The sequence below is a fragment of the Nannocystis exedens genome, assembly GCF_002343915.1.
Classification (GTDB): domain Bacteria; phylum Myxococcota_A; class Polyangia; order Nannocystales; family Nannocystaceae; genus Nannocystis; species Nannocystis exedens.
Genome location: NZ_NETK01000001.1, coordinates 7,739,594 through 7,765,836 on the forward strand (window position 1 = coordinate 7,739,594; position 26,243 = coordinate 7,765,836).

The 26,243-nt window shown below is 72.3% G+C and carries 25 protein-coding genes and 2 tRNA genes; 9 read left to right on the plus strand and 18 right to left on the minus strand.

Going from position 1 to position 26,243, the window contains the following annotated elements; all coding sequences use genetic code 11:
* The first annotated feature begins 297 nt into the window (after positions 1-297).
* Entirely contained in the window at positions 298-717 is a 420-nt protein-coding gene (locus NAEX_RS30400) for a YbjN domain-containing protein (protein ID WP_170136118.1), read from the plus strand.
* A 1-nt stretch (position 718) separates the two neighbouring features.
* Positions 719-1,537, plus strand: coding sequence for a PspA/IM30 family protein (locus tag NAEX_RS30405; protein WP_096330984.1), 819 nt, complete (start codon positions 719-721; stop codon positions 1,535-1,537).
* Positions 1,538-1,909: 372 nt separating this feature from the next.
* Here NAEX_RS30405 and NAEX_RS30410 read toward each other — a convergent pair whose 3' ends face one another.
* The 5 genes from NAEX_RS30410 to NAEX_RS30435 form a co-directional block, all read right to left on the minus strand.
* Positions 1,910-2,347, minus strand: a complete 438-nt coding sequence (locus NAEX_RS30410) for a hypothetical protein (RefSeq protein WP_096330985.1) — start codon at positions 2,345-2,347, stop codon at positions 1,910-1,912.
* 88 nt (positions 2,348-2,435) lie between these two features.
* A complete protein-coding gene (locus NAEX_RS50905; RefSeq protein WP_096330986.1) occupies positions 2,436-3,338 on the minus strand; it encodes a hypothetical protein in 903 nt (300 codons plus the stop codon).
* On the minus strand, positions 3,335-4,399 hold the full coding sequence (locus NAEX_RS48505; protein WP_143141086.1) for a hypothetical protein: 1,065 nt from the start codon (positions 4,397-4,399) through the stop codon (positions 3,335-3,337). The genes NAEX_RS50905 and NAEX_RS48505 overlap by 4 nt, the downstream gene beginning before the upstream one ends.
* Positions 4,396-5,814, minus strand: coding sequence for a sigma 54-interacting transcriptional regulator (locus NAEX_RS30430; RefSeq protein WP_096330989.1), 1,419 nt, complete (start codon positions 5,812-5,814; stop codon positions 4,396-4,398). The genes NAEX_RS48505 and NAEX_RS30430 overlap by 4 nt, the downstream gene beginning before the upstream one ends.
* Before the next feature lie 526 nt (positions 5,815-6,340).
* Positions 6,341-7,033 (minus strand): rhomboid family intramembrane serine protease, encoded by a 693-nt coding sequence (locus NAEX_RS30435; RefSeq protein WP_096330990.1) that lies wholly within the window; start codon positions 7,031-7,033, stop codon positions 6,341-6,343.
* Positions 7,034-7,125: 92 nt separating this feature from the next.
* On the opposite strand from NAEX_RS30435, the gene NAEX_RS30440 reads away from it, so the two are divergent.
* A complete protein-coding gene (locus NAEX_RS30440) occupies positions 7,126-7,440 on the plus strand; it encodes a hypothetical protein (protein ID WP_096330991.1) in 315 nt (104 codons plus the stop codon).
* 235 nt (positions 7,441-7,675) lie between these two features.
* Here the strand turns inward: NAEX_RS30440 and NAEX_RS30445 are convergent, their stop codons facing one another.
* The 4 genes from NAEX_RS30445 to NAEX_RS30460 form a co-directional block, all read right to left on the minus strand.
* Positions 7,676-8,653, minus strand: coding sequence for a hypothetical protein (locus NAEX_RS30445; RefSeq protein WP_096330992.1), 978 nt, complete (start codon positions 8,651-8,653; stop codon positions 7,676-7,678).
* A gap of 169 nt (positions 8,654-8,822) precedes the next feature.
* Entirely contained in the window at positions 8,823-9,740 is a 918-nt protein-coding gene (gene tatC / locus NAEX_RS30450; RefSeq protein WP_096330993.1) for a twin-arginine translocase subunit TatC, read from the minus strand.
* Positions 9,737-10,417, minus strand: a complete 681-nt coding sequence (locus NAEX_RS50910; RefSeq protein ID WP_170136119.1) for a Sec-independent protein translocase subunit TatA/TatB — start codon at positions 10,415-10,417, stop codon at positions 9,737-9,739. Before NAEX_RS50910 ends, tatC begins: the two co-directional genes overlap by 4 nt.
* A 554-nt stretch (positions 10,418-10,971) precedes the next feature.
* Positions 10,972-13,056: a methyl-accepting chemotaxis protein gene (locus NAEX_RS30460; protein ID WP_096330994.1), complete on the minus strand. Its 2,085-nt coding sequence runs from the start codon at positions 13,054-13,056 to the stop codon at positions 10,972-10,974.
* Positions 13,057-13,195: 139 nt separating this feature from the next.
* On the opposite strand from NAEX_RS30460, the gene NAEX_RS30465 reads away from it, so the two are divergent.
* Complete coding sequence (locus NAEX_RS30465) at positions 13,196-13,663, plus strand: hypothetical protein (protein WP_096330995.1); 468 nt, start codon at positions 13,196-13,198, stop codon at positions 13,661-13,663.
* Positions 13,664-13,802: 139 nt separating this feature from the next.
* On the plus strand, positions 13,803-14,258 hold the full coding sequence (locus NAEX_RS30470) for a hypothetical protein (RefSeq protein WP_096330996.1): 456 nt from the start codon (positions 13,803-13,805) through the stop codon (positions 14,256-14,258).
* Positions 14,259-14,357: 99 nt separating this feature from the next.
* On the opposite strand, the gene NAEX_RS30475 is transcribed toward NAEX_RS30470, so the two are convergent.
* The 7 genes from NAEX_RS30475 to NAEX_RS30505 form a co-directional block, all read right to left on the minus strand.
* Entirely contained in the window at positions 14,358-15,338 is a 981-nt protein-coding gene (locus tag NAEX_RS30475) for an IS110 family RNA-guided transposase (protein WP_096330997.1), read from the minus strand.
* A gap of 243 nt (positions 15,339-15,581) precedes the next feature.
* The gene (locus NAEX_RS30480; RefSeq protein ID WP_096330998.1) at positions 15,582-15,938 is read right to left on the minus strand and encodes an IS110 family transposase; all 357 of its coding nucleotides are present in this window, start codon (positions 15,936-15,938) and stop codon (positions 15,582-15,584) included.
* A gap of 286 nt (positions 15,939-16,224) precedes the next feature.
* On the minus strand, positions 16,225-17,208 hold the full coding sequence (locus NAEX_RS30485; protein WP_096330999.1) for a hypothetical protein: 984 nt from the start codon (positions 17,206-17,208) through the stop codon (positions 16,225-16,227).
* Positions 17,201-17,707: a tRNA adenosine(34) deaminase TadA gene (gene tadA, locus NAEX_RS30490; RefSeq protein ID WP_275937612.1), complete on the minus strand. Its 507-nt coding sequence runs from the start codon at positions 17,705-17,707 to the stop codon at positions 17,201-17,203. Before tadA ends, NAEX_RS30485 begins: the two co-directional genes overlap by 8 nt.
* A 13-nt stretch (positions 17,708-17,720) precedes the next feature.
* Entirely contained in the window at positions 17,721-19,229 is a 1,509-nt protein-coding gene (locus tag NAEX_RS50915; RefSeq protein WP_096331000.1) for a single stranded DNA-binding domain-containing protein, read from the minus strand.
* Between the two features lie 339 nt (positions 19,230-19,568).
* Positions 19,569-19,642: transfer RNA gene (locus NAEX_RS30500), tRNA-Arg, on the minus strand.
* Between the two features lie 103 nt (positions 19,643-19,745).
* Positions 19,746-20,507 carry a CPBP family intramembrane glutamic endopeptidase gene (locus NAEX_RS30505; protein ID WP_096331001.1) on the minus strand — a complete coding sequence of 254 codons (762 nt, stop codon included), beginning with the start codon at positions 20,505-20,507 and terminating at the stop codon, positions 19,746-19,748.
* A 169-nt stretch (positions 20,508-20,676) separates the two neighbouring features.
* On the opposite strand from NAEX_RS30505, the gene NAEX_RS30510 reads away from it, so the two are divergent.
* Positions 20,677-20,766: transfer RNA gene (locus NAEX_RS30510), tRNA-Ser, on the plus strand.
* A 333-nt stretch (positions 20,767-21,099) separates the two neighbouring features.
* Here NAEX_RS30510 and NAEX_RS30515 read toward each other — a convergent pair.
* Positions 21,100-21,585 carry a cupin domain-containing protein gene (locus NAEX_RS30515; RefSeq protein ID WP_096331002.1) on the minus strand — a complete coding sequence of 162 codons (486 nt, stop codon included), beginning with the start codon at positions 21,583-21,585 and terminating at the stop codon, positions 21,100-21,102.
* 135 nt (positions 21,586-21,720) lie between these two features.
* Complete coding sequence (locus NAEX_RS30520) at positions 21,721-22,545, minus strand: SDR family oxidoreductase (protein WP_096331003.1); 825 nt, start codon at positions 22,543-22,545, stop codon at positions 21,721-21,723.
* Positions 22,546-22,688: 143 nt separating this feature from the next.
* Here NAEX_RS30520 and NAEX_RS30525 point away from each other — a divergent pair, with 143 nt between their 5' ends.
* The 3 genes from NAEX_RS30525 (at position 22,689) to NAEX_RS30535 (ending at position 26,013) form a co-directional block, all read left to right on the plus strand.
* Positions 22,689-23,705, plus strand: coding sequence for a M23 family metallopeptidase (locus NAEX_RS30525; RefSeq protein WP_096331004.1), 1,017 nt, complete (start codon positions 22,689-22,691; stop codon positions 23,703-23,705).
* 146 nt (positions 23,706-23,851) lie between these two features.
* Entirely contained in the window at positions 23,852-24,658 is an 807-nt protein-coding gene (locus tag NAEX_RS30530; RefSeq protein ID WP_096331005.1) for an SGNH/GDSL hydrolase family protein, read from the plus strand.
* Positions 24,562-26,013: an alginate O-acetyltransferase AlgX-related protein gene (locus NAEX_RS30535; RefSeq protein WP_143825654.1), complete on the plus strand. Its 1,452-nt coding sequence runs from the start codon at positions 24,562-24,564 to the stop codon at positions 26,011-26,013. The genes NAEX_RS30530 and NAEX_RS30535 overlap by 97 nt, the downstream gene beginning before the upstream one ends.
* Positions 26,014-26,243: the final 230 nt, after the last annotated feature.

Consider the following 26,243-nt stretch of genomic DNA (forward strand, 5'->3'; position numbering starts at 1 on the left):
CCCCCGCGACCGTAAAACTGGCGCGGCCCCGACAGGGGTGTTCGTCGGTTGTGCGGGCCGTCCCCGGATACCACGGCCTTACGCGGCTGCAAAGGTGGCAAAAGGGGGCAAAGCGGCCAAAGCGGCGCGCCTGACGGAGTTTGGGTTGCCGCCCCCACGGACCGTCGCGTATAGTGGCTGACCTCGGGCGTGCTGCCGGGCTCAGGCGCCGCAGACGTGCCACAGACTTGTCTCACTGGCCCGATGCGTCCGCCTCGGCCGCTGCCGCCGCCCCGGCACCCGCCCACCGAACCCTCCATGAGTCACGCAGAAACGCTGGAATCGTACATGCTCCGGATGGAGCTGCCCCACGAGAAGGTCTCCGACGACACATGGGTGGTCGGGCCGGAGAGCCACTCGGGCATCCGCATCGTGGTCCGCATCGACGAGCCGATCGTGCTCTACTCGTCGCCGATCTTCGCGGTCACGGCGGCCACGCCCGACCACCTGGGCCTGTTCCGCCGCCTGCTCGAATTCAACGACACCACGCTGCACTGCGCCTACGCCCTCGACGGCGACCAGATCTTGCTGACGGGCGCGCATCAGCTCGCCGACCTCGATTTCAGCGAGTTCCAGGCCATGATCGAGGACATGGCCATGGCGCTCGACGGACACTTGGAACAGCTCAGCCCGTGGCGCCCGGCGCCGATCCACAGCGAGATCCAGGAGGGCAACTGAGATGGGACTTTTTTCACGCCTCGGCACCCTCATCCGCTCCAACATCAACGAGCTCATCAACCGGGCCGAAGACCCGGAGAAGATGCTCAATCAGGTGTTGGTCGACATGAAGCAGCAGCTCATCGAGGCCAAGAAGCAGGTGGCGATCGCCATCGCCGATGAGAAGCGGATCAAGAAGCAGTGGGAGCAGGAGGCCGCCAAGGCGGCCGAGTGGGAGAAGAAGGCGATGCTGGCCCTCAAGGCCGGCGACGAGAACCTCGCCCGCGCCGCCCTGCAGCGCAAGGGCGACCACGACGAGGTCGCGTCCCAGCTCAAGGACCAGTGGGAGGCCCAGAAGAACTCGGTCGAGCAGCTCAAGGTCGCCCTCCGCGGCCTCGACGCCAAGATCGAGGAGGCCAAGCGCAAGCGCAACCTGCTGGTCTCGCGCCAGAAGCGGGCCGAGGCCCAGCGCACCATCAACGAGACGCTGTCGAGCATCAACTCGACGTCGGCCTTCGACACCTTCGGCCGCATGTCCGAGCGCGTCACGCAGCTCGAGGCCGAGGCCGAGGCGACGTCGGAGATCGGCGGCGTGCTCGAGGAAGGCAGCCTCGAGTCGCAGTTCAAGGCCCTCGAGGCCGGCAACGTCGACGACCAGCTCGAGGCCCTCAAGCGCAAGATGGCCCTCACCGCCGGCAAGACCGAAGACCCGCGCCAGCTCGGCTCCGGCCGCGCGGACGCCAAGTCGGCCCCGCCCCCGGAAGAGCTCAGCGCCGACGACCTCAAGGCCGCCGAGATCGACGCCCAGCTCGAAGAGCTGAAGAAGAAGCTCAGCGGCTGAGCCCCGCGTGCTCGAGAGCAACCGGCCGGAGCGCGACGGGCGTCGCCTCCGGCCGCGTCGCGAGCGGCGGCTGATGACCGGCGAGGGGGGCTCGAGGGGCATGTCCGTGAGAGCATGCTCCGAGGAGCATGCTCCCAGAGGCATGTCCGTGAGAGCATGTCCTGCAGCATCGTGCCGCGGGGCGCGCGTCGCCCCGGGACCGACCGGCGGGCGGAAGCACGGCAAGTGGGCGGGGGGCTCGACGGGGCGCCGCCGATCGCCACAGCGCCGCCATACGCGGACACGCCGGGGCAGGGGCGTGCGCGCGCTGCGGAGGAGGGCTCACGGACGAGATCGAAACGCCATGTCGGTCGCGCCCGCGACGCGCGGGGTTCAAGTGCAGCCGGAGAACTGGAGGTCGGCGACGATCTCGAGCCCGGGGGCGCGGCACTCGACGACGGCGTGGCCCTGGACGGCCCAGATGTTGTTGACGCGGACGTTGCCGCGCTCGAGGAACACGTCGAACACCTCGCACTCGCTGGCGGCGGTGACGACGAGCGCGAGGTCGTGGTCGGGGATGTTCATCGCCAGCGAGTAGCCGTCGACCGGGTCGTCGACGAGCCGCACGCCGCTGCCGACGTCGCCGCGCTCGGTCAGGTCGACGCCGAAGAACTGGCGGTGCTCGCCCGAGACACATGTCGTCGGGGACATGGTCCAGGCGCCATATTCGTCGCTGTCGACCGCCAGCATGCCGCCGAGGTCGTCGCCCGCGCCGCCGCACGCCGACAGGCTGCCCAGGAACAGGAGGAGGCCGAGCGAGGAGCGTCGCACACGGGCAGCGTAGCAGCCGCGCAGGGCGGCTGCCGGGCCGGGCCGTGTCCGCGAAGCCCCGCGCGCGGCCGTGACGCGCTGCAGCCCCTCAGGGCGAGTGCGAGGGCGGCTTGGCGCCGGGCGTGCTGCCGGGGACGGAGCTGCTCGGCTGGGCGGTGCTGCTCGGTTGCGCGGGGGTCGGGTGGGCGGTGGAGGGGCGCGGGCCCGTGGTCGCGCCGCCGGGGCCGAGCGGGTTCGCGGTCGACGACGTCGACGGCGAGGGGGTCGGCGCGCTCGCGCTCGGGCCCGGGACCTTGACCGGGGTGATCGTCGCGGGCTTGAGCGGCGCGCCGGACTTCAGAGCGATCTGGTCGACCTTGGGCAGATCGCGGGCGAACGACACCAGCACCTGCGTGCGCATGCGGGGCTTGGCGTTGGCGCGCTTGGCCGGCTCCTCGGCGATGTCGTCGGGCTTCCACGTGTGCCACAGCGGGGCGCCGTCGAGCTGCAGCCCGGCGAGGGCGTCGAGGAGCAGCTGCAGGTCCTCCTGCTTGCTGCTCGACAGGGTGAAGCGGCAGCGGATGGTGTGGCACTCGACGTTCGACGTCGAGACCGACGGCGACGGCACCATGCCCTTGAAGGCCTGCAGGCGGGTGGCGGTGATGATCTGGGTGATGAGCGGGCGGTGGGCCACGCTCCACGCGTCGAAGGTCGGCTCGGCCTTGAACGCGACGCCGTCGTAGGCCGCGTGCAGCTGCACGAGCAGGCCGGCGGCGCGCGGGGCGGTGAACGGCTCGAAGCCGTCCTTGTCCTTGTCGTCGTCCTCGTCGCCGCCGGCGGCGGGCGTCGGGCTCGGCTTCGGCGGCGCCTCCTTGACGACCGGCGGCGGCAGCGGGCCGGGCGGGACGCTGAGCGCCCAGTGGGCGATCAGCGCCGCGCTGACACAGAGGAACGGCAGCAGCCAGCCGACGAGGGCCGACCGCCCGGTGGGACGTGGTTCGAGCGAGTTCATGGCGTAGTGGTCGTAGGGGTAAGCGGGGGCAGCGGGATCCGCACGCGCCACGCGCCGTCCTCGCGCACGAGCGTGAGCGTGTGGCTCTCTTGCTGGCTGCCGAGCAGGCGCACCTGGGCGAGCTCGCCGTCCTCGGCCTCGGACGGGTCGGCGTCGCCGACCAGCTCCGCGCTGGCGAGCTCGAAGTTGGGGTCGACGTCGACGATCTGCAGCATCTCGGCCGGCTCGATCCGGCGGCGACCGCCGACCTGGTCGGAGGCCTGGGCCGCGGCCGCGGTGAGGCGCTCGGTGGCGGCGCGCTCGAGCAGCGGGTAGACGGCGTTCATGTCGCCGCGTTGGACCGCGGCGGTGAACGCCTGGGCCGCCCGCACGGGGTCGCGGCTGCGGTCGCCGCAGGCGCCGGACAGCGCGGCCCAGCAGATCAGGGCCGCGGTGCGCAGGACCGCCGGGATCGGCGAGCGCGGGTGCCCGCTGGGACAGGTCTGTTGGGACATGGCGCGAAAGACATGGGCGAGGGCGGCTCCGGCGCGCGCCGGGCCGGGCCTGGCGAGCAGGTCGGGGGTGGACGGCGCGACGGGCCTGGCGAGCAGGTCCGAGGGGGCGGCGGCGCTCGGCTCGGCTCGGCTGGGCTCGACGGGCGCCTGTCCTTCAGGGCAGGTCGTCGCCGGGGAAGGCCTGGCGAGCAGGTCGGAGGGGGCGGCGGTGTTCGGCTGGACGGGCGCCTGTCCTTCCGGGCAGGTCGTCGCCGGGGAAGGCCTGGCGAGCAGGTCGGAGGGGGCGGCGGCGCTCGGCTGGACGGGCGCCTGTCCTTCCGGGTGGGACGTCGCCGGGGAAGGCCTGGCGAGCAGATCGGAGGGGGCGGAGGCGTGCGGCTGGGCTCGGCTGGGCTCGGCTGGCGCCTGTCCTTTCGGGCAGGTCGTCGCCGGGCCGGGCGTGGCGAGCAAATCGGAGGCGGACGTGGGGCGCGGCTCGGCGGAGCGCGCGGCGATGTGTCCCTGAGGACAGGTCGCCGCCGCGCCGGTCGGGCCGGGATGGCCTTCGAGACAGGTCTCTCGGGTCACGGCTCGTCGTCCTTCACGCGGTGGAGGCCGAGGCGCTTGAGCAGCTCGCGCAGGTAGTAGCGGGTGATGCCGGCGGCCGCGGCGGCGCGGCTGAGGTTGCCGTCGTGCTGTTCGAGGAGGCGGGCGAAGTAGCGGCGCTCGAAGGCGTCGAGCATCGCCTGCTTGGCCTCCTTGAACGGCTGGGCGAACAGGGCCTCCTCGCCGGGGTCGACGGGCGGGTCGGCGGCGGGCGCCGGGGTGGGGACCGGGCGGCCGGGGCGGCCGAGGAACAGGTCGCCGGGCTCGATGACGCCGGCGCTGGCGAAGTGGACCGCGCGCTCGATGGTGTTCTTGAGCTCGCGGACGTTGCCGGGCCAGGTGTGGGCGGCGAGGGCCCGGCGGGCGGCGGGGCTGAGGACGACGCTGCCGCTGCGCGGGCGGGTGAAGTCGCTGACGAACTTCTCGGCGAGCAGCAGGACGTCGTCGCCGCGGTCGCGCAGCGGCGGTAGCTCGACGGTCATGACCGACAGGCGGAAGTAGAGGTCCTCGCGGAACAGGCCCTGGCCGACCATCGTCTTGAGGTCGCGGTGGGTGGCCGCGACCACGCGGACGTCGACCTTGCGGACCTGGGTCTCGCCGATCCGCTGGACCTCGCGGCGGTCGAGCACGCGCAGCAGCTTGGGCTGCAGCTCGAGCGGGAGCTCGCCGATCTCGTCGAGGAAGAGGGTGCCGCCGTGGGCCTCCTCGAACGCCCCGGCGCGGCTCTCGAGCGCGCTGGTGAAGGCGCCCTTGCGATGGCCGAGGATCGCCGCCTCGGCCAGCTCGCGCGGCAGGGCGCTGCAGTCGAGGACCACGAACGGGCCCTTGTGCCGCGGCGACTCGTCGTGCAGCGCGCGCGCGACCAGCTCCTTGCCCGAGCCGGTCTCGCCGCCGACGAGCACGCTCATGTCGGTGTCGGCGATCCGCTCGAGCACGGCGAACAGCTCGCGCATGCCGGGGCTCTGGCCGAGCAGCGCGCCGAAGTGGGTCTGGCGCGAGATCGGGACCTGGACCTCGTCCTCGGCGAGGAAGGCGATCGCCGTCTTGCCGAGCTGGATCGTCGCGCCCGGCTCGATCCATGCCTCGCGGATCCGCACCCCCCCGACGTGCGTGCCGTTGGTGCTGCCGAGGTCGCGCAGCAGCACCGCGCCGTGCGGGCCGCCGGTCCCGAGCTGCAGCTCGGCGTGCAGGCCGCTGATCGAGCTGTCGGTCAGCACGAGGTCGTTGACCGCGCTGCGGCCGATCGTCAGCCGCGGCCGCGCGGTCTGCACCTGGGCGTCGCGGTCGGGGCCGTCGGTGACCCGCAGCATCACGCGACGCAGCGGCCGCGACGGCGCTGGTCGGGCCACGCTGGTCGTCATCGCCGCTTCGCGCGGCTCGTCGCTTCGAAAGGTCACGGCAGGCTCGTCATCGCGGGAGGAAAGCAAGGACCGGTCACTCGGGACAGGTCACTCGGGACAGGGCGGAACGGACAGGCGTCGAGCAAGAGGTTGCGCGAGAGGCAGGGGAGCGGGGCGCGGTCGCGGAGGGCGAGGGAGGGGAGCGGCGCGCAGACGAGCGCGAGGGAGGACGGGCGCGAGGCGTGCGGTGGCGGAGGAGCGGGGCGCGGTCGCGGAGAGGCGCGGCGCAAAGGGGGGAGGTGGGCGGAGGAGCGGGGCGCGGTCGCGGAGAGGCGAGGCGCAAGGGGGCGGAGGAGCGGAGCGCGGTCGCGGAGAGGCGAGGCGCAAAGGGGTGAGGGAGCGCAAGAGCGGGGGCGGTCGCGGAGAGGCGAGGCGCAAAGGGAGGAGGGGGCGGAGGAGCGGGGCGCGGTCGCGGAGAGCGAGGCGCGAGATAGGGCGAGGAGCGGCGCGCAGACGCGGAGGGCGAGGTGCGAGAGGCGGGGCGGGCGGAGGCGGCGCGGACAGGGCGAAGAGGACATGTCCTTCAGTTCAGGTATTGCTCGCGGCCGTCGACGATCCGCAGGTGGCGCGGGCGCTTGCCCCCGCCGCGCTTGCGCGGGCCGACTTTGCCGGAGGCGGGCCGCTTTTGCCAGCGACGGACGACGACGAGGGCGAAGCCGGCAGCGACGAGCCCGGGGACGACGGCAGGCCAGCCCTCGCGCAGCAGCGGGCCCAGGAGCAGGAGCGCGACCGCGACGCCGGCGAAGCTGCGCGCGGTGATCGGCAGGACGCCGAACAACGCCAGGGGGTCGCGCGCGAACAACACGCCGAAGGCGACCACGGCGGCGATGTCGACCGGGGTGGTGCCGCCGTGGGGCGTCGCCAGGGCGACAGGGACGGCCAGGCCGACGAGGCCGAGCACGAGGTAGCCGAGGACGGCGGCGCCGAGGACGAGGCCGAGGTAGCGCGCGGTGCCGAACCGCGCCTCGACCCGACTGCCGACGAACCACTGCAGCAGGCCCGTACCGATGAGGCCGGCGAGCTGACCGTTCGGGAACAAGAACGGCGCGGTGAGCGGCTGCCAGGGCGCCGGCTCGCTGACGAACGAAGCGCCGAGCAGGAGCAGGCGGGCGACGGGCAGGTCCGAGACGAACGCGCTGGCGGCCGTGGCAGCCACCAGCAGCCAGAAGCTGCCGGGCCGGAAGCGCGGCAAGTTGGCGAACGGCGAGGTCGACACGGTCCGGGGAGTGTAGCAGGTGCGTCGGCCGCGCCCGCTGCTGTACGCCGGTTTTTTGCGGTGCGCCGGGCGGGTTTGGCACGCTCCGGCGCATGGACCCGAAGAACCGCCGCCGTCATCGCGTGTTTGCGACCAAGCACACGGAGTATCACCTGCGGGCCGACGAGTGCGTGGGCGTCCGCGATCGGACCACAGGCGCGTGGCTGCGGCGCCACGCGGCCCTGCGCCTGCGCGCGGTCCAGCTGCCGCCGATCGGCGCCGACGCGGAGTGGATCGGGCGCCGCCTGCAGTTCTGGGGGTACGCGACCGACGTGACGACGTCGCCGGTCACGGAGGTGATGCGCCCGGAGCTGCACGCGCTCGCGCACTACGTCAGCGGCGTGCGCAGCGGCGAGATCGCGGCCTGACCGCGGACGTCGCGGCGCGCGGAAGAGGCTGTCCTTCGGGGCAGGAGCCTGCGCGCGGCGAGGCGGCGGCCTTCGAGGCCGGCGCTCGACGAGCGCTCGCGGCTCGAGGACGGCTGCCCGATAAAGCATGTGCCTTTGGACATGCCCGCCAGCACATGCGCGAAAGGGCATGTTCTTTCGAACCTGCCCTTTTCATAAAGAATGCCACGCGGCCGCGCCGCGTCGGCGAGCGCGGCTACTTGGAGCCGGCCTTCTTGGGCGCGGGGCCGCGGGTCGGGTCCGGGCCGCCGGTCGGGGCGCCGGCGGCGTCGACCGGCGCGGCGGTCGACGGGGTCCGCGTCGAGTCGACCGGGCCGGTGGCAGGGTTGGGGGCGGCGGTCGACGGGGCGCCGGTCGGCGCGGTGGCGGTCGACGGGGTGCCGGCCGGCGGGGTGGCGGTGGCCGTCGGGTCGGTGGTCGCGGGCGGGGTCTCGGCCTTGGCGTCGCCGCCGGCGGCCGCGGCGGGGTCGCCGTCGCCGTCGTAGCAGCACAGGATGCCGCCGTTGCGCTCGGAGGTGACCGAGCCGCAGCCCTCGGCCTTGCCGAGCGAGATCTTGGTCTGGCCGCGCCAGATGGCGTCGCGGCACTTGCCGAACGCGCAGCCGTCGCCGCAGCAGACCGGCTCGGAGCAGATGCCGGAGTCCATGCACGGGAACACGGTCTCGGCGGTCGGCGGCGGCGGGCACAGGTCCTCGGTCTGGCCGTGGCTCATGGCGGCGACGAACTTGCCCGGGCCCGCCTCCTTGTTGCAGGCGTTGGCGGTGGTGTGCCGCTTGAGGTCCTCGTGCTTGCCCTGGTAGCCGCACACGTGCCAGCCCTTGGCGCACACGTCGGCGGGCGAGGTGCAGACGCCCTTGTCGTCGCCGCAGGCCTTGCCGGTCGGCTTGTCGCGCAGGCTCTTGGTGCCCTCCCACGTGGCGAGGCAGCCGGCGATCCGCTTGTGCCGGGTGAGGTCGGCGAAGCCCTCGCGCTGGCCGTCGGCGCAGCCGATGACCTCGGGCTCGCCCTTCTCGCTCTCGATGAACTTCACGCCCTGGAGCGAGCGCGGCGGGTCTTTGCCGGAGGGGTCGTCGTAACCGCCCACGTTGGGCCCGGGGCCGCACACGCAGGCGGACTGGAGCACAGGTACGGCGAGGAACACGGCCAGGAGCCGCGAGAGGCGAAGCTGGAACATGGGGCGCAAAGAATAGGCGAGTTGCGCGCCGCGGGGAAGGTTTCGACCGGGGCCGCCGGCCGCGAAAAATTGCGCAAACTCGCCTCGCCGACCCCGGGCGCGACCTCGCCGGTCGGCGCTGCCGCGGCGACGGCGGCGCTCGGCGAGGCGGGCGCGCACACGGGCGGCGCTACGCCGCGGGGTCGTCGGGCGCGGGCGGGACGGGCTCGAGCGGGGTGAGGCCGGCGGCGCGCTCGCGGCTGCGGGTGATGAGGTACGAGACCCCGACGCTGAGGAAGAACAGGGCGACCATCGGGAAGGCCATCATCAGCTGCGAGACCGGCTCGGGCGGAGTGAGCACGGCGGCGAGGACGAAGATGGCGATGACCGAGATCTTCCAGAACCGCAGCAGGCCGCGGTGGGTGACCACGCCGGCGAAGCTGAGGAAGGCGATCAGCAGCGGGAACTCGAACACGGCGCCGAAGGCGACCAGGATCTTGGTGGCGTCGCGGATGTAGTCGTTGAGCGTGAGGTGGTACGCGACAGTCGTCTCGGCGCCGCTGGTGCTCTGGGTGTACGAGAGCAGCCACTGGATCGTCCACGGCAGCACGACCTCGTAGCAGAAGGCGGCGCCGGCGAGGAACATGAGCACCGAGGTGACCACGAACGGGACGACGTAGCGCTTCTCCTGGGCGTACAGGCCGGGGGCGATGAACATCCACAGCTGGTAGAAGCCGATCGGCGCGGCGAGGAAGATGCCGGCCGCGACCGCCACCCGCATGTCGGTCATGAAGGCGTCCATCATCGCCAGCACCTGCAGCTCGGGCTTGCCGCCCATGCCGGCGGCCGCCCAGGCGGTGTGCAGCGGCGCGGCCAGGAACTCGCGCAGCTCGGTGGCGTAGACGAAGCAGAGGATGCACGCGACGACGAGGCCGAGGAACGCCTTGACGAGGCGGTTGCGCAGCTCGCCCAGGTGGTCCCAGAACGACATCGGCGTGTCGCCCTCGGGGCCCTCGGCGAGGCCGTCGAGGCCGTTGGTGGCGGGCGGAGGCACGACCGCCGGCACGGGCGCCGGCGCGGGGACGGACGGGGTGTTGCCGGCGCTCATGCGACGTCACGCTCGCTTGCGGCTCGGGCCGACGAGGCGCCGGCGCGCGAGGCGGGTTCGGCCGGGACGGCGCCCGGCGCCGGGACGGGGCGCGGGACCGCCTCGGGCGGGGCGGAGGACACCGCGCCGGCGACCGGGACGGCGCGCGGGGCGGCCTCGGCGGCGACGGTCGAGACGGTCGCCGCGGGGCGGGGCGCGGCCTCGGTGCCGGCGACCGGGACGGCGCGCGGGGCGGCCTCGGCGGCGACGGTCGAGACCGTCGCGGCGGTCGCCGCGGGCGCCGGCTGGCTGGCCGAAGAGACCTGCCCCGAAGGACCTGTCGCAGCGGGCCTGTCCCCCAGGGCAGGCGCTCTGCGGGCCTCCTCGCGGGCGATCTCGTTCATCTTCTGCTGGGCCTTGACGACCTCCATGCGCGCGCGCTGGAGCTCGCGGCGGGCGATGTCGCGGGCCCCGTCGAGCTCGGCCTTGGTGCCGTGGTAGGCGGCCCGGATCTCCTCGATCGGCTCGCGCAGCTCCTCGGCCTCCATGACCTGGGCCCGGAACTGCTCGGCGGTGCGGCGGATGCTGCCGTAGATGCCCGCCAGCGTCTTGACCAGGCTGGGCAGCTCGCGCGGCGAGAAGAGCATCAAGGCGACGAGCCCGACCAGGATCATCTCGGTGAGGCCGATGCCGAACACGGGCAGACCATAGCAGTGTCCCGCCGCGCGGGCGAGCGGGCCGGCGGCGCAGTCCGCGCGAGCGCGCGGACGGGCCGCCTCGGGGGCCTCCGCGGCCGCGCACGCGCTTGCCAGGACGTCCCGCACGCGCCGGCGCGGCGACGCCCGGACCGACGTGCGATCGCCGGCCGCTGCAGGCAGGCGGGCGCGCGCGGTGAGCGGGGCTGTTCGAAGGGACAGGTGCGCACGAGGGCGGGCGGCCGCGGGCTGGGGGCGCAGAGGGAGCCGCGCAGGCGAGGGTCGAGCGGGGAAGCGGCTGTCCGGGGGGACAGGTGCGGCGAGGCGGCGAGCGAGGCGCGGGCCGGGCGGTCGCAGCGGAGAGGCGCGCGGGCGGGGGGCGAGCCGTGGGGGAGGCTGTCCGGGGAGACAGGTGCCGCGAGGAGGCGAGCCGGGGCGACGAGGCGCGAGGCGGCGGGCGCTGGGCAGGGCGGGGCGGTGCCGAGCTGGCTGTCTCTTCGAGCATGCGCTCGAAGCAAGGCGCCGTCGGACATGCCCTGACGGACATGCCCGATGGTTCACATGCGCGCAGGCCCGGGCTTGCTGGTGCGCGGGGGCTGGCGGCGCGGCGGGGTGACGCCGACGCTGGCGCTGAGCTGCTCGTAGAGGCTGCGCTGGTAGTTCATGCCTTCCTTGACCGACTTGAGGCCCTCGACGATCTGGTCGGCGCCCTGGGTCTGGGCCCGGTGGGCCTTGCTGAGCTGGCTGACCATCTCGCTGATCGTCTCGATCGCGCGGGTGATCTGCCGCGAGCCGCGGGTCTGCTCCTGGGTCGAGCGCTCGACGTGGCGGGTGATCGTCTTCATCTTCTCGGCCGAGCGCATGATCTGCTCGGCGCCGCGGGCCTGCTCGCTGGTGGCGGTGGCGACCTGCTGCACGGTGGTGGCGACGACGTTGATCGCGTCGGTGACCTGCTTGGAGTTCTGGGTCTGCTGGACGGCGACGCGGGCGATCTCGCGGACCATGCCGGTGGAGCGGCGGGCGGCGTCGGAGATCCGCTTGAGCGCGTCCTCGGCCTGGTGGCTGACGCGCACGCCGTCGTCGACCGACTTGCTCGAGCGCTGCACCGCCTCGACGGCGTTCCGGCTCTCGCGCTGGACCGCCTTGATGATGTCGGCGATCTCCTTGGTGCTGCTGGCGGAGCGCTCGGCGAGGTCCTTGATCTCGTCGGCGACCACCGCGAAGCCCTTGCCGTGCTCGCCGGCCTGGGCGGCGATGATGGCGGCGTTGAGCGCGAGCAGGTTGGTCTGCTCCGACACGTCGTCGATGACGCTGAGGATCTTGCCGATCTCGCTGATCCGCTCGCCCAGGCGGCTGATGACGGCCACGCCGTCGGCCGAGTAGGTCTTGATCAGGTTGATGACCTCGATGGTCTGGTTGATGGCGTCCACGCCGCCCTCGGCGGCCCACACCACCTCCTCGGACAGACCGGCGGTCTCGTTGGCGTTGTTCTCGACCTGCTGGATCGAGGTGTCCATCGCCGTCATCGCCAGCGAGGTCTCCTCGGCGGTGGAGCTCAGCGCCTCGATGTTCTTGGCGACCTCCTTGACCGAGTAGGTCATCTCCTCGATCGAGGTGGCGGTCTCCTGCACGCTGGCGGCGAGGTTCAGCATGCTCTCGGCGACCTCGTCGTTGGCGGCCGCCATCTCGAGGATCGAGCTGGCGCTCTCCTCGGCGTTGCTGGCCAGCAGCTCGACGTTGTCGGCGATGCCCTTGAGGCCGCCGTTGACGTTGTTGAGCGCCTGCGAGGTCTCCTCGAGCGCGCCGGCGGTGGTGCCGAGGCCCTCCGCGAGCTCCTGCATCAGCGCGGCCGCCTCGGCGTCGATGCCCCGCGTGCTCACGCCGCCCTCGTCGAGCATGCGCCGCAGCTCCTCGGCGTCACGGAGGGCGCCGTCGCGCTGGTTGAGGGCCTCGGCCAGGCGGGCCTGGATCCGCTGGAGGTCGGCGGCGGTGGCCTCCTGCTCGCGCCGCGCCGCCTCGAGCTCGCTGGTGAGGCGGTGGCGGGTCTCGTTGGCGCCGCGGCGCACGGTCTCGAGCTCGCTGCGCAGGACGTCGAGCTCGGGCACGCCGCCCCGCACGCTCTGCTGCAGCGCGCGCGACTCGGTCTGCGCGTCGTGCAGGCGGGTCTCGAGGTCGGCGATCCGGACCTCGGCGGCCTGGGCCCGACCGGCCTGCTCCTGCGCCCGGGCGGTGACCTCCTGCAGGCGCGCGGTCAGGCTGCGCTGCTCGAGCTCGGCGTTGCGCAGCTGGTGCGCCTCGGCCTGCAGCCGCGCGGCCAGCTCCTGGCCGTGCGCCTGGCAGTTCTGCAGCCGCGCGGCCAGGTCCTGCACCTGGGCCTGGAGACCCTGCGCGTGGGCGGTGGCGTCGTGCAAGGCGCGCTCGGACTGATGACTGCGCGCCTCGACCTCGCGCAGGGCCTGCCGCTCGTCGCCGGCCCGCGCGCCCAGCTTCTCGGCGTGGGCGCCGAGGACGTAGCCGGCCGCGCCGGTCAGCAAGGCGATGGCGCCGGGATAGATGGGCTCGAGGCCGCCGAGGACGGCGATGCCGGCGAGAAGCCCGAGGATCAGCGGCAACCAGGGCGGCAGCGGAAGTCGGTTGTCCATTCGCGCGTTGGCGGCGATTGTAAAGAAAGGCCGGGCGAGCCTCCAGGCCGGGTCGCGGCGACGGTATGCGCGTAAACGCTCTTCCGGGCGGCGCGAAGCGCGGCTGGGGCGAGGATCGGTCCGGTGCTGAGGTTTCCTCATGTCCGTGCCCGCCCGCCTCGATTTTGCGACGTATGGCCGGCCCGGGACGCCAGGCCTGCTCGTCGAGGCCAAGCGGGTCGACCAGGCCAAGCCAGAGTGGGCCCGAGAATGGCGGCAGAATCTCTTCGAGTACCAACCGCAAGGACTCGAGGACGTCCTGCTGGCTCTCGTCACGCTCGCCCGGATCTTCGTGTGGCCAGTCGGGGCTGCTCTGGATGCACCTCCATCGTTCGTGCTCGACACGATGGCTCATCTGCAGCCGTACTTTGACCGTGTCGGTCTGGCTCCGGCGTCCATCTCGCCGCGACAGTTCGAGCGGGTGGTGTCGCGCTGGCTCGAGGTCCTCACGAACCCACACCGGGTGCGCGAGCTTTCACCAGCGCTTCGGCGCGAGCTGCAGGAGGCGGGCCTCTTGGCGGCTCTCGAGGACGCCCTCCTCGTCGAGGAAGGTTCGGCGCGGTGGTAGCCGTCTACGTCGAGTCGAGCTTTCTGCTCGAAGTCGCATACGAACAAGAAGAGGCGAGCTCTTGCGAAGAGCTACTCGCGCTCGCGGAGGCGCACGAGATCGAGCTCGCCGTTCCGGCCTTCGCCCTGATGGAGCCCGTTTGGCCTTGCCGCGGCGGAGCGATGTCCGCAACGAGGAGCGACAGGCGCTGCAGGGGGTGTTCAGAGAGATCCAGCGGAGCGCGAACTTCAACGGTGAGGGCCTCCGGATCGAGCGGGAAATGAAGACTCTCTTCGACCGGTGCGAGAAGGCGGAGTCGGACCGCTTCGATCAGGTTCGCGACCGTCTGCTCGCTTCTGCGACCGTGTTGCCGTTGGACCCGGCCACGCTTCGGAAGGCCAAGAGCATCACTCTGAGCTTCGGCCTGGAGGATTTCGACGCCGTGATGCTGGCGTCGGTGCTGCTCGACTTGCCGAGGCTCGCTATAGAGAGCTGCTTCTTGAACCGGAACAAAAACGACTTTGAAACCCCGGATATCAAGCGGGCGCTGGGGAAGTGCAAGTTCCATCGGGGGTTCAAGAGCGGGCTCGCCTGGCCGAACGCCCGCGCGCCATAGCCACGTGCGCTCTCAAGAAACGGCCCTCTCCGCGCGGCCCGGGCCTGGTTCGCGGGACGTCTTCTCGTCGCGGGGCCCAGGCCTGCGGGGCGCGGACGATCAGGCCGCCGGGCGCATCTCGACTTCGTAGCCGAGGCTGCGGATGCGGCGCGCGAGTCGTGATGCGGTGCGCTGGCGGTCGTTGCGGTTGAAGTGCTCGGCACCGAGGTCGCGGTAGGGCTCATGGTCGCGGAGGATCCCGTGGACTGCGGTGAGGATCGCCGCGGCAACGGCTCCGATCGCCTTCTTCTTGCCTTGCCGCGCTCGGACGCGGAGGAAGAGCGCCCGGAGATAGCCCTCCCCGCGGATGCTCGACCAGGCACACTGGATAAGCATCGTCTTGAGCCACGCGTTGCCCTTGCGCATGCGGTTGGAGCGGCGCTTGCCGGCGCTCTCGTCCATGCGTGGACACAGACCTGCCCAGGAGCGCAGGTGACCGGCCGAGCGGAAGCGGTTCATATCGACGCCGACCTCCGCGATGATGGCCTGCGCGGCCGTCGTTCCGACTCCAGGGATCGTCTGGAGCAGTTCGACGGCTTCAGAAAAAGGGCGGAGCTCGGCCTCGATCCGCTTCTCGACATCGGCGATCGACGCCTGCAGGGCGTCGATGAGCCGGAGATGCGTCGAGATGAGCATCCGGTGATGGTCGCGCACGCGGCCGTGGAGCGCCTCCATGAGCTTGCCGCGCTTGGCCTTCAGCGTCCCACGAGCAAGCCCCGCGAGCTCCTCCGGGTCGCTCTCGCCGGCGACCATCGCCTCGAGCATCGCCCGCCCGCTCTTCCCGAGGATGTTGGAGGCGACCGACGCGAGCTTGATGTTGCAGGTCTCCAGCACCTTCTGGATCCGCTGCGTGTGCTCGACGACCTCGCGCGAGAGCTGCTTCCGCGTCCGGGTCAAGTCCCGCAGATCCGCGATCGGCTCGGGTGGCACGAAGCTCGCGCGCACGAGCCCGTGTGCGATCAAGTCCGCGAGCCACATCGCGTCGTTCATGTCGGTCTTGCGCCCGGGCACGTTGCGGACTTCGTGCGCGTTCGCCAGCACCAGTGTTGTCGCCGGTCAGGATCCGCGTGAATCCGCCGACGGAATTCGCCGGTGAGATGCGCGAACGCGTAGGCGGCCCGCCAGCGTGCCGGAGTGCTCGGAGGGGTCAAGGGTGCGCTCCCTTCGGTCGCCGGCCTACGGCCGCCCTTGACCCCTCCTGCGCGCTCCGGCCAGTGGCACCAATGGCCTCTCCCCGAAATCAGGTGTTCCGTCTGCTGAACACCTGTAACCCTGATGCGTCACTCAAGGGCAACGGCCGGGGTTATCCAGGCCGAATTCAGGCATTGACGGCCATTTCGTCCCGAGAACGCGCATCTCGCCGGCGGATTCACGCGGATCCTGACCGGCGACAACAACCAGCTCGACACGGCCCGTGAGCACGGCCCAGACGGGCTTCCAGTACACGCCCGTCGCCTCCATCACTGCGATGACGCAGCCGCGGTCCTCGAGCCAATCGCCCAGCCCGATCAACTCCGAAGTGCTCGTGCCGAAGGTTCGAACCTCCCGGTCGACCTTGTTGCCCTTCATGCACCGCACGCAGGCGACGATGCTGTCCTTGTGGACATCCATGCCCGCGCACGTCCCGTACATCACTTCCATGACGTTCCTCCGTGAAGAACGCCGGCGCGAGGGCCCCTAACTCGAAGTCTCTCAAACGCGCTCCAGCGAGTCCCAGGACCCGCTGCTCGCAAACAAGGGTGCTCACGGGCCCTCCGGTCCAACTCAGAAACGGGCTCACCCTGCGCCAGTGCGTGAACGACCTCTTTGCCGGCATTCGCGGCAAAGCTAACCCAGTGTGCGAATCCGCGCCAAGCCCGCCATCGGCCTCCCGCGAGGGTTCCAGGGCCGTTTCATCCCCGCGGGTCGGCGCCAGCCGGTGGGTAACTCAGAACAGGCCGAGCTGAGTGCCGTCGTCGTGCTGGGCGGCGACCGTGGCGCCCAGGTCCTGCAGCCACGCGAGCGCCGGGGCGGTCCAGGTCGGGTCGCCGCGGAGGAGCACCTTGGGCTGGCCGCCGCTGCGCCACAGGGTGGCGAGGGCGTCGCGGCCGAGGCGGCCGGGGCAGCCGGCGGCGACGACCTCGATGGTGCGGCGCGCGGTCTGTCCCGCGAGCCAGGTGTCGACGGCGGCGCGCACGCTCGGGGGGGCGTCGACCAGGACCAGGGCGAGCGGCGAGGCTGGCTCTTGGGACCTGTTCTTTGCGACCTGTCCGAAGGTACGCGGGTCGAAGGCGTCGTGCGGGCTCAGGCGGATGGCGGCCGGCTCGTCGCCGCCGGGGCGGACCACGCCGTCGAGGTGGGGGGCGAAGCGCGGGTGGGCGGTGAACGGCAGATCGCCGAGCGCGTGCTCCTGGACCTGGCGGGCGCAGGTGGCGGTGGCGCACAAGATCTCGACGTGCATGCCGAGCGCGTGCAAGGTGGCGAGGCCGGCGTGGGCGAGCGGGGCCGGCGGGACGTCCAGGGCCCAGCTCGGGAGGGCGCGGAGGAGCAGCCACTCGCACGCGGGCAGGCCCGCGCCGGGGCCGAGCGCCCAGGTGTAGAGGCAGGTCGGGCCGCCGCCGCGCGGGCGCAGCAGGAGCGAGCTGCCGCCGTGCGGGAGCCCCGAAGGACATGTCACGAGGGACAGGCGACCGACGCCGAACTCGCGGCCGTGATCGACCAGGACGGCGCGGGCCAGGCTCTGGCGCTGGCTCGGGCTGAGGTTGGCGAGCGCGAGGGCGTAGAGCAGGTCGCGGTGGCCGAGCCAGGCGCCGGGGACCAGCTTGGGCGCGGCGCCGAGGTGCGAGAGGAAGGTGGTGCGGCCGCGCTCGCAGCGGTCGATGCTGAGGCGTCCGTGCGCCAGGAGCTGCTGGACGGCGGCGAGGTCAGACACGCGGCTTCGATCCTCGCCCGGTTTTATCGCGGGCGCGGGCGCGGCGGAAGAAAGCTTGCAAGAGCGCGGCGGACGGGTCGGCGAGGACGCCGGGGACGATCGTGAGGCGGTGGTTGAGCCGCGGGTCGTCGCACAGGTTGTAGAGCGAGCGGACGGCCCCGGCCTTCGGATCGGCGGCGCCGTACACGAGGCGGGCGACGCGGGCGTTGACGATCGCGCCGGCGCACATCGGGCACGGCTCCAGGGTCACGTAGAGCGTGGCGCCGTCGACGCGCCAGCGCCGGCGAGCGGCGCACGCCTCGCGCAGGGCGACGATCTCGGCGTGGCCGGTCGGGTCGGCGCCCTGCTCGCGGGTGTTGCCGCCGGTGCCGAGGACGACGCCGTCCAGCACGACCAGCGCGCCGACCGGGACGTCGCCGGCGGCCGCGGCCGCTTCGGCGATCGCCAGGGCGGCGCGCATGTAACGGAGGTCGAGCGCGTGCTGCGCGCTGTCGTCCAAGGCGATCTCCGGCTCAGGGCTTGATGTCGGCGGGCGTGCGCGGCAGCAGCCGGGCCTCGTCGAAGCCGAACGTCAGCGGGCCGGTCAGCGACATGAAGGTGTCGCCGGCCATCGGCAGCATCCAGTCGGCCTTGGCGAAGAACACGTCGTCGACGAACAGGCCGTCGGTGAGCTCGAAGTCGCTGAACATCATGTTGGCCGCGGCGACCTGGACGTTCTCGACGGTGACGAGCACGCCCTCGTAGTTCTCCTGCAGCGGGCCGCCGGTGGCGACGTCGGCGGCGGACACGACCTCGGGGGTCGGGACGGCCCCGTTGCCGGTGACGACGATCTTGGCCGCGTCGCTGACCTCGATCTGCGAGTTCTCGTAGTACTCGTCGTACACGCCCTCGACGTCGACCACGTCGCCCGGCTCGACGGTGACGGCCTGGGCGCCGATGTAGACGTAGATGCCCGAGTGCTCGCCGCCCATCGGGTCCTGAATGAAGAAGCCGTCCTTCTTGAAGGTGAGCGGCGAGGTGACGATCGCGCCCTTGACCAGCACCGGCGTCTGCACCGGCAGCGCGCCCTCCTGGATCTCGTAGATCGTGTGCTCCTCGGCCTGCGGCACCATGCCCGAGACGAGGTCGGCGGCGGCGCGCGGGGCGATCTTGTGGTTGTCGTAGCTGAAGCGCAGCGGCCCGGCGATGCTCGTGAACACCTGCCCGTTGACGACCGTGGGCTCCTCCATCTGCGGGAACAGGAAGAAGTCGTTGATCCGCAGCGCGCCCTCGACCTCGAAGTCGCTCATGTCGACGGCGGGGTTGGTGACGGTGACGTTCTCGACCTGGACCAGCACGCCCTCGTAGGCCTCGGCCTTGGCGCCGCCGGTGGCGACGTCGGCGGCGGCGACCACCGCCGGCGCCGGCGGCTCGCCCTGGCCGACCTCGACGATCGCGTCGACGCTGGTGACCTGGAGCTGGCTCTCGCCGAAGAACTCGGTGTACTCGCCGGTGATGTCGACGACGACGCCCGGCTTGACGCCGAAGCTCATCGCCACCTCTTCGTAGAGGAACACGGCGATGCCCGACAGCTCGCCGCCCATCGGGTCCTGGACGAAGATCGTGCCCTTGCCGTCGCCGTCGATGTGGACCGGCGAGGTGATGACGACGCCCTTGACGGTGACGACGCTGCCCTCGGGGACCTCGCCGCCCTGGATGTCGTAGATCGTGACGTCGTCGAGGTCGGGGCCGGTGGTGCCGGTCTCGGTGGTCGGGCCCGCGGTGGGGTCGGTGTCGACGCTGGTGGTGTCGGTGGTCGTCCCGGGCTCGTCGGTGGTGGCCGGGCTGCTGGTGGTCGGCGGCTCCTCGGTGGTCGGGCCGCCGGTGGTCGGCTCGTCGCTCGTGCTCGTGGTGTCGGTGCCCGTCCCGGTGTCGGTGCCGCCCGAGTCGGTGGTCATCGCGTCCGGGGTGAGGTTGCAAGCGACGGCCGCGAGCGCGAGGCCGACGGTGACACTGGGGATGAGCGCGCGAGGACGAAGCATAGGTGGTGCGCGAAAATCTACCACCGGGGCGGCGACGCGCGCCAGTGGGCAAGCGGCCCCACGCGCCGCGCGCGGCTCGCCAGCCGGTGACATCGTCGCGACGCGTGCTGGAGCGAAGCGTGATGGTCGTTCGAGCATGTTTTTCGGAACATGTCCGAAGAGCCATGCACCGGAGCGACGCGGCGGTCGCGGAGGCGGCGCGCGCGGACGAGGCCGGCGGACGATCGACCGGCGAGCACCTGTCCTGACGGGCAGGTCAGGCGGGGGGAGATCTGCGGGCCGAGGAAAGCGAAGTCAGAAAGCGAGAGAGGCCCCGCGTGGGCGGGGCCTCTCTCGCTGCGCATCCGGAAGGATTCGAACCTCCGACTTTCGGTTCCGTAGACCGACGCTCTATCCAGCTGAGCTACGGATGCAAAACCCTGCAGGGGAGGTGCAGGGGCGGCGAAACCTATCAGGGTCCGAGGGGGGGAGCAAGAGGCTTCTGCGCGACAAAAACGAGCGCTACATCACAGAAGCTCAGCCGGCCCCGCCGGTCGCCCGCTCGGTCATCAGGGTGAGGAGGGTGATGGCGTTGTTGCCGAAGTGGACGGCGACGGCGCACACAAGCCGCCCGGTGGCGACGTAGACCCCGGCGAACACCAGCCCCAGCCACAGATAGACGACCAGGCCGTGGATGTTGCCGTGGAAGACGGCGAACAGCAGGGCCGAGGTGACGAGCCCCGGCCACATGCCGGCGCGGTGGGCGATCCGCCGGAACACGAGGCCGCGGAAGAACAGCTCCTCGCCGAGCGGGGCCAGCAGGAGGGCCGAGAACACCAGGCTGCTGAGGGCCGAGCCGCCGGCGGCCACGAGCTCCAAGACCAGCGGCTGCTCGGCGATCGGCGCGCCGAGCAGCTGCATGAGGAAGCCGAGGGCGTAGCTGCCGACCACGGCGGCGCCGAGGTAGACGAGGGAGATCGTCGCGGCCCGGGGCAGGCGGGGCTGCTGCGCGGCCGGCACGAGCGGCGGCAGCGGGCCGGGGTCGAGCGCGCGGGTGAAGCGGTCGTAAAGGAGGGCGCCGACGAGGGTGGCGATCGGCGTCAGCGCCAGGGAGAGGGCGACCTTGGCCTGGTCCGGCGGCAGCACCGGGCGGCCGAACAGCGCCTGGATCGCGGCGCGCAGGCCGTCCGCGACCCCGGGGATCCCCAGGATCACGAGCAGGCCGGCGGCGAAGCAGCCGATCGCCATGACGATCTCGCTGGTGACGACGGCGATCCGATCTCTGACGGCGGCGGACACTCGCGCTCAGTGTGGCGGGGGGCGCCAGATCCTACAAGGAGCCGCTGTGCTGTCGGTCGGGGTGTGACCTTGGCCCGTGCCCGGACCCTTGCAACCGGCGAGCGATGCGGCTAGGTTCCGAGACCCCGCGGGCCCCCGGCACGCGGCGTCCGACAACCTGACTGCGCACGGAATGGTGGCCGAGAGGCTGAAGGCGCAGGTTTGCTAAACCTGTGTAGGGGAAACTCTACCGAGGGTTCGAATCCCTCCCATTCCGCCACGTTCGAGGCCGTCCTCCCGCTCCCTGGGTCGGACGGCCTTCGAGCTTTCGGCGCGCGCATCGCGGCCGCTGCGCCTGCAGCCGCGCGTGCTCGAGACAGCGTCGATCTCGTGTCGGCGCTCGCGCGATCTCCGAGCGAGGGGCGCGCCGAGGATGGCCCGGAAGACATGGGCAAAAAGACATGTCCTCGGGGACCGGTGCGGTCGTCGCGCTCCCGGCCGGTCGCAGCGGCGCCGAACGCTGCGACGAGCCGGGTCGGCGGAGCGAGCCGGCGGACCGGGGCGCGCGGTGCTTCGGCGCCCCGCGAGCGCGGCCGGGCCCCGGGTGTCGAGCTCAGTAGGCCGAGCCGTCCTTGCGGGTGAAGTGCCAGCGGCCGTTCTCGAACACCCCGACGAGGTCGTCGGCCGGGTAGGTGACGGCGTCGCCGGGGGTGCGGTCGCCGACCTCGAGCAGGGCGACGTCGCTGTCGGTGAGGTTGAGGACGTGGTGCGCCTCGCCGGAGCCCGCCGGGAAGCCGATGCACATGCCGGGCTCGAGCTCGAACTCGCCGGCGTCGGTGACGAGGGTCGGGCGGCCCTCGAGGACGTAGACGAACTCGTCCTGGCGGGTGTGGGCGTGGCGCAGCGCGCTGCACGAGCCCGGCGCCAGGCGGGTGTGGTTGACGCCGAAGTTGACGAGCCCGAACAGATCGCCGAGCGGCCGCTTGAGCCGGCCCTCGACGCGGCGGGCGAACTCGGGCGGATACACGCTGGGCCGCGCGCGGGGCGGGGCTTCGGCGGCGACGATCGGGGTCTTTCGCGGGGGCTGATCGGTGCTCATGACGGGCTCACGGGGTGCGAGAGAGCTGGCTCATGGGGCAGGTGACGATCGAAGGGCGGCGGCCGGAGGCGCGAAGGACATGTCCCGAAGGACACGTTCATGGGATGGCGCTCGGGACCTGTCGGGCGGCGCTGCTCAGGCGGGCTCGCCGCGCATGCGTCGCTGGCGGGCGCGGCCGATCTTGCGCAGCAGCGGCTCGATCCAGTGCGACGTCCGCGGGAACAGGTCGGCGATCCGCGCGAGCAGGGCCCGCGAGCGCGGCAGGGCCAGCAGGAGCGGGCGGCGCGGCAGGACCTCGTCGACGATGGCGCGGACGACGTCGTCGGGGGTGAGCAGGCGCGAGCCGGAGAAGGTCAGCTCGGCCTCGCCGTAGTGGAGCTGGAGGTCGAGCATGGGGGTGCGCACGGCGTCGGGACAGACGACGGTGAGGGCGACGCCGCGCGGGCGCAGCTCCTGGGCGGCCGCCAGCGAGAAGGCCCGCACGGCGTACTTCGAGGCGCTGTAGAGGGCGATCCCCGGGACCGGCGCGAGGCTGGCGAGCGAGGCGATGTTGATGATGTGGCCGCGACCCCGGGCGACCATGTGCCGGGCGGCGGTGCGGGTGCCGTGGACGACGCCCTTGGTGTTGATGTCGAGGTGACGGTCGACCTCGAGCGGGTCACACTCGAGGGTGTAGCCGGGCTTGAGGTAGCCGGCGACGTTGAGCAGGACGTCGACGCCGCCCATCACCCGCGTGGCCTCGGCGAACACGGCCTCCCAGGCGACCGGGTCGCGCACGTCGAGGCCGCGACAGTGGGCTCGCTCGCCCGGCCAGCCGCGCGCGGCGGCGAAGTCCTGCAGCGGCTCCAGCCGGACGTCGGTGGCGAATACGGTGTGGCCGGCCGCGAGGAGGACGTCGGCGGCGTGACGACCGATGCCGCTGGCACATCCGGTGATGAAAAATCGCTGTGGTGCGAGCATCCCGTCTGGCCGCGGAGCCTAACACGGGGCCCGGGGACCCCGCGTCGGTGAGGTCCTCAGCGAGGCTCCGCCGACCCGGCTGCGAGGTCGATGCGGATGCATCGACGCTTGAAAACGCGCGGGCGATCCGGTAATCCGAGAGCATGCGCTTCGAACGCCGCTGGTTGCTCGCATTCATGATCGCCGCCTGCGGCGATTCCGGGCCGCTGCTCACCAGCGCCGGCCCGGTGACGACGTTCCCCGGCCCGCTCGGGACGACGGCCGAGGAGCCGCCGACGACGACGACGAGCGGCGCGGGCCCGGGGCCGATCACCGAGGCGTGGATGACCGGCGGTCCGACCACGAGCACGACCGGCGAGGTGACGACGACGAGCGACGGCGGCCTCGAGACGACGACGACGACGACGACGACGGGCGATCCGCTGGCCGATTGCCCGCGGCTGCGGGTGATGGTGCCGGCCGGCGAGGTGCTCAACGTGCGCCCGTCGCCGTCGACGGCCGAGGAGCCGGTGGCGACGCTGGCGAATGGACAATTGGTCGAGACGGTGGCGGCGGTCGCCGGCGAGACGATCGACGGCAATTCGCTGTGGTACCAGATCGCGTCGCCCGCCGGGTTCGTGTTCTCCGGCTTCGTCTCCTGCACGCTCGACGAACCGCCGGCCCCGCCCGCAGGCTACTACTTGCCGCTGACCTGCGGGATGTCGGCCAAGATCACGCAAGGCAACGACGGCGGGGTCAGCCACCAGGGCAAGGACTTCTACGCGTTCGACTTCGGGCTCGGCTTGAACACGCCGCTGGTGGCGATGGCCGACGGGACGGTCCACCACGTCTTCGCCGAGACCGGCCCGGGCGACCCCTGCTACGACGGCGGCGGGCCGGAGTGCGGGCCGTACGGCAACCTGGTGGTGATCCTGCACGGCGACAATACGTCGAGCTATTACAAGCACCTCAACGAGGTCCACGTGACGCTCGGGCAGGCGGTGACGCGCGGGCAGACGATCGGGCTGTCGGGCTCGACCGGCTATTCGACGGGGCCGCACGCGCACGTGATGCGGCAGGAGAACTGCGGGCAGAGCAAGTGCCAATCGATCCCGCTCAGCTTCGTCGAGTGCGGGGTGCCGACGCAGGGACAGACGGTCACGTCGATGAACTGCCCGTAGCGAGATCGAGGGCAGGGCGCGGGCCCGCCTCGCGGATCGGCGGGGTCGGTGCTACGGTGCGGACCGCCGCGCCTCCGCTCATGCCTCAAGATCCGCGCGCACCGAGCCCCGCTCCCGCTCCTCGCCGGCGATGGTCGCGCCGGGGCGTGATCGCGGCCCAGATCGCGGTGGGGCTGGGGCTCGGGCTGGCGGCCACGGAGTACGCATTCCGCGTGCGCGACGAGGGGGCATTCCCGCACGTGAATTTCTACGTGGCCGATCCGCAGCTCGGGGTGCGCCTGCAGCCGGGCGCGTCGATGGGGTTCAAGCTGGGCCGCAATCCGCGGACCACGATTCGGGTCAACGCGAGCGGTTATCGCGGGACCGACTGGCCCGAGCCGCCGCAGGCGCGCGAGATCGTGGTGGTCGGCGATTCGCAGGTGTTCGGGCTCGGGGTCGAGGACGCGGAGACGTTTTCGGCCAGGCTGGCTGAAAGGACAGGTCGGCCGGTGCTCAACGCGGGGGTGCCGACCTACGGGCCGCGCGAGTACCTCGAGGTGGCCCGCGAACTGCTGGTGCAGCGCAGGCCCGCGACGGTGGTGGTGGTGCTCAACTTCGTCAACGACCCGTTCGAGCTCGAGCGGCCGAACACCGAGCGCCACGCGGTGTGGGACGGCTGGGCGGTCCGCCGCGAGACGGCGCCCGCCGCGGTGACGCAGTTCCCGGGGCGGGCGTGGCTGTTCTCGCGGTCGCACGCGGTGTACGCGTTGCGCCGGTGGCTGCACGCGGGCGCCTCGGCGGGGGGCCGGACCGCGACGACGCGGGCGGGCGGCCGCTCGACCCGGGGACGCCGTCGGAGGGCGGCTGGGAGGACCTCGTGCACGCGAGCTTGCGGGCGCAGGCGCAGCGGGCGGAGGCGGCGGCGCAGCACGAGCAGCGCCGCGGGGCCTCGCGCGCGCAGATCGAGGCGCTGAGCCGGCCGCTGCGGGCAGAGCAGGACCGGCTGCGCGCGCTCGAGGAGGAGCTGCGGTACGGCGATCCGGCGCAGTTCTGGGCGGAGGTGGCGGCGGGCCGGCCGGGCGACATCGTCGACAGTCGGCTGGCGGAGAGCGGGCGGTCGATCGTGCTGACGGCCGAGCTGATCCGCCAGGCGGTGGCGATCCGCGAGGACTACAGGAAGCAGCAGCGCAAGCTCGCCAAGCAGCAGGCGGCGGAGTTGCGCGCGCTGCAGGCGGCCGCGGCGACGTTGACCGACTCGCGCGAGGCGGTGCTCGCGGAGCTGGCCCGCAGCGCGCCCCGGCCGCGGCCGCAGTCGGTGTTCGACGCCTACCTGGCGGAGTTCAAGGCGCTGTGCGACCTGCACGGGGCGGAGCTGGTGGTGGTGGCGCTGCCGATCGACGTGCAGGTCGACGCCGGCGAGTGGGCCAAGTACGGGGTCGAGCAGGGGCCGGACATGCGGCCGTCGCAGATCTTGCTGACCGACGTGGTGGCCAGCGCGGAGGAGCTGCGGATCCGCAGCTTCGACGCGACCGCGGCGCTGCGCGCGGCCCAGCCGGGGGCGTTCCTCGACGGCGACATCCACCTGACGGCGCGCGGCCACGCGGCCCTCGCCGAGGCGCTGGCTGAGCGGCTGGCGCGACCGCTGCCGCCGCGGGTGCCGGGGCCGGGCCTGCCCCAAGGGACACGTTACGCGCCGGCGAAGCCGGCGTGGGACGCGGTGGAGGCGGTGCCGTTCGCAGGGTGGGCGACGGGCACGGTGCAGCACCTCGGCGGGTGGCTCAAGCTGCGGCTGTCGGCGGCCGACGCGGTCGAGCCGATCCGCGAGATCGAGGTGCTGGAGGGCGGCTCGCCGGCGGCGATGCGCATGACGACGGCGACCGGGATGACGCTGGTGACGCCGCTCTCCGTGGGGTCGCCGCTGACGGCGCGGCTGTATCGCCTCGACGGTGTCGGGGAGCTGCGGATCGGCTGGGAGGCGGCGCAGCCGCGGGTCGAGGTGGTCGGGCTGGCGGAGGCTCCCGGGCGATCGCTCGTGTTCACGCGGCCGCCCGACGCGCTGTGCCGCTGCGACACGTGCGACGAGATGTGGGGCGACCCTGCGCTGGTTCCGGCGTGCAAGGCGGGGCAGACCGAGGCGAAGGGCGACGGCTGCGAGGCGCTGCTCGGCTGCGTGCGCCACGACCCGCTGTTCGCGCCCGACTGTCCCGAGGGACAGGTGCATGCGTTCGCCAGCAACGCCTGCTTCACGCCGTGCGACGACGACAACCCGTGCGAAAAAGGGCGCTGCACGCCGTGGCACGGGGCCGCGGTGTGTGTCGGCGGGGCGTGAGAGTTTACCTGCCTAAAAGGACCTCCGGTCGCGGCGGCGACGATGCACCATGGCTCGAAGGGCATGCTCGAAAGAGCATGCTCTTTAGAACATGGGATTGGAATAATGGCCTCGAGGACATCCGCGTCGCGCCCGGGCTTCGTCGGTGGCCGCGACCGACGTGTGTCTCGCGGCCCCGACGATTGTCGCGAGCGCTCCGCCGCTGCCGGTCATGTCCAGCGCGACCCGGC

Coding starts and splice junctions, on each gene's coding strand:
- NAEX_RS30400 (WP_170136118.1), top strand. CDS start 298: ATGAGTCACGCAGAAACGCTGGAATCGTACATGCTCCGGATGGAGCTG.
- NAEX_RS30405 (WP_096330984.1), top strand. CDS start 719: ATGGGACTTTTTTCACGCCTCGGCACCCTCATCCGCTCCAACATCAAC.
- NAEX_RS50905 (WP_096330986.1), bottom strand. CDS start 3,338: ATGAACTCGCTCGAACCACGTCCCACCGGGCGGTCGGCCCTCGTCGGC.
- NAEX_RS30440 (WP_096330991.1), top strand. CDS start 7,126: ATGGACCCGAAGAACCGCCGCCGTCATCGCGTGTTTGCGACCAAGCAC.
- NAEX_RS30445 (WP_096330992.1), bottom strand. CDS start 8,653: ATGTTCCAGCTTCGCCTCTCGCGGCTCCTGGCCGTGTTCCTCGCCGTA.
- tatC (WP_096330993.1), bottom strand. CDS start 9,740: ATGAGCGCCGGCAACACCCCGTCCGTCCCCGCGCCGGCGCCCGTGCCG.
- NAEX_RS30460 (WP_096330994.1), bottom strand. CDS start 13,056: ATGGACAACCGACTTCCGCTGCCGCCCTGGTTGCCGCTGATCCTCGGG.
- NAEX_RS30465 (WP_096330995.1), top strand. CDS start 13,196: ATGTCCGTGCCCGCCCGCCTCGATTTTGCGACGTATGGCCGGCCCGGG.
- NAEX_RS30480 (WP_096330998.1), bottom strand. CDS start 15,938: ATGGAAGTGATGTACGGGACGTGCGCGGGCATGGATGTCCACAAGGAC.
- NAEX_RS50915 (WP_096331000.1), bottom strand. CDS start 19,229: ATGCTTCGTCCTCGCGCGCTCATCCCCAGTGTCACCGTCGGCCTCGCG.
- NAEX_RS30515 (WP_096331002.1), bottom strand. CDS start 21,585: ATGAGCACCGATCAGCCCCCGCGAAAGACCCCGATCGTCGCCGCCGAA.
- NAEX_RS30520 (WP_096331003.1), bottom strand. CDS start 22,545: ATGCTCGCACCACAGCGATTTTTCATCACCGGATGTGCCAGCGGCATC.
- NAEX_RS30525 (WP_096331004.1), top strand. CDS start 22,689: ATGCGCTTCGAACGCCGCTGGTTGCTCGCATTCATGATCGCCGCCTGC.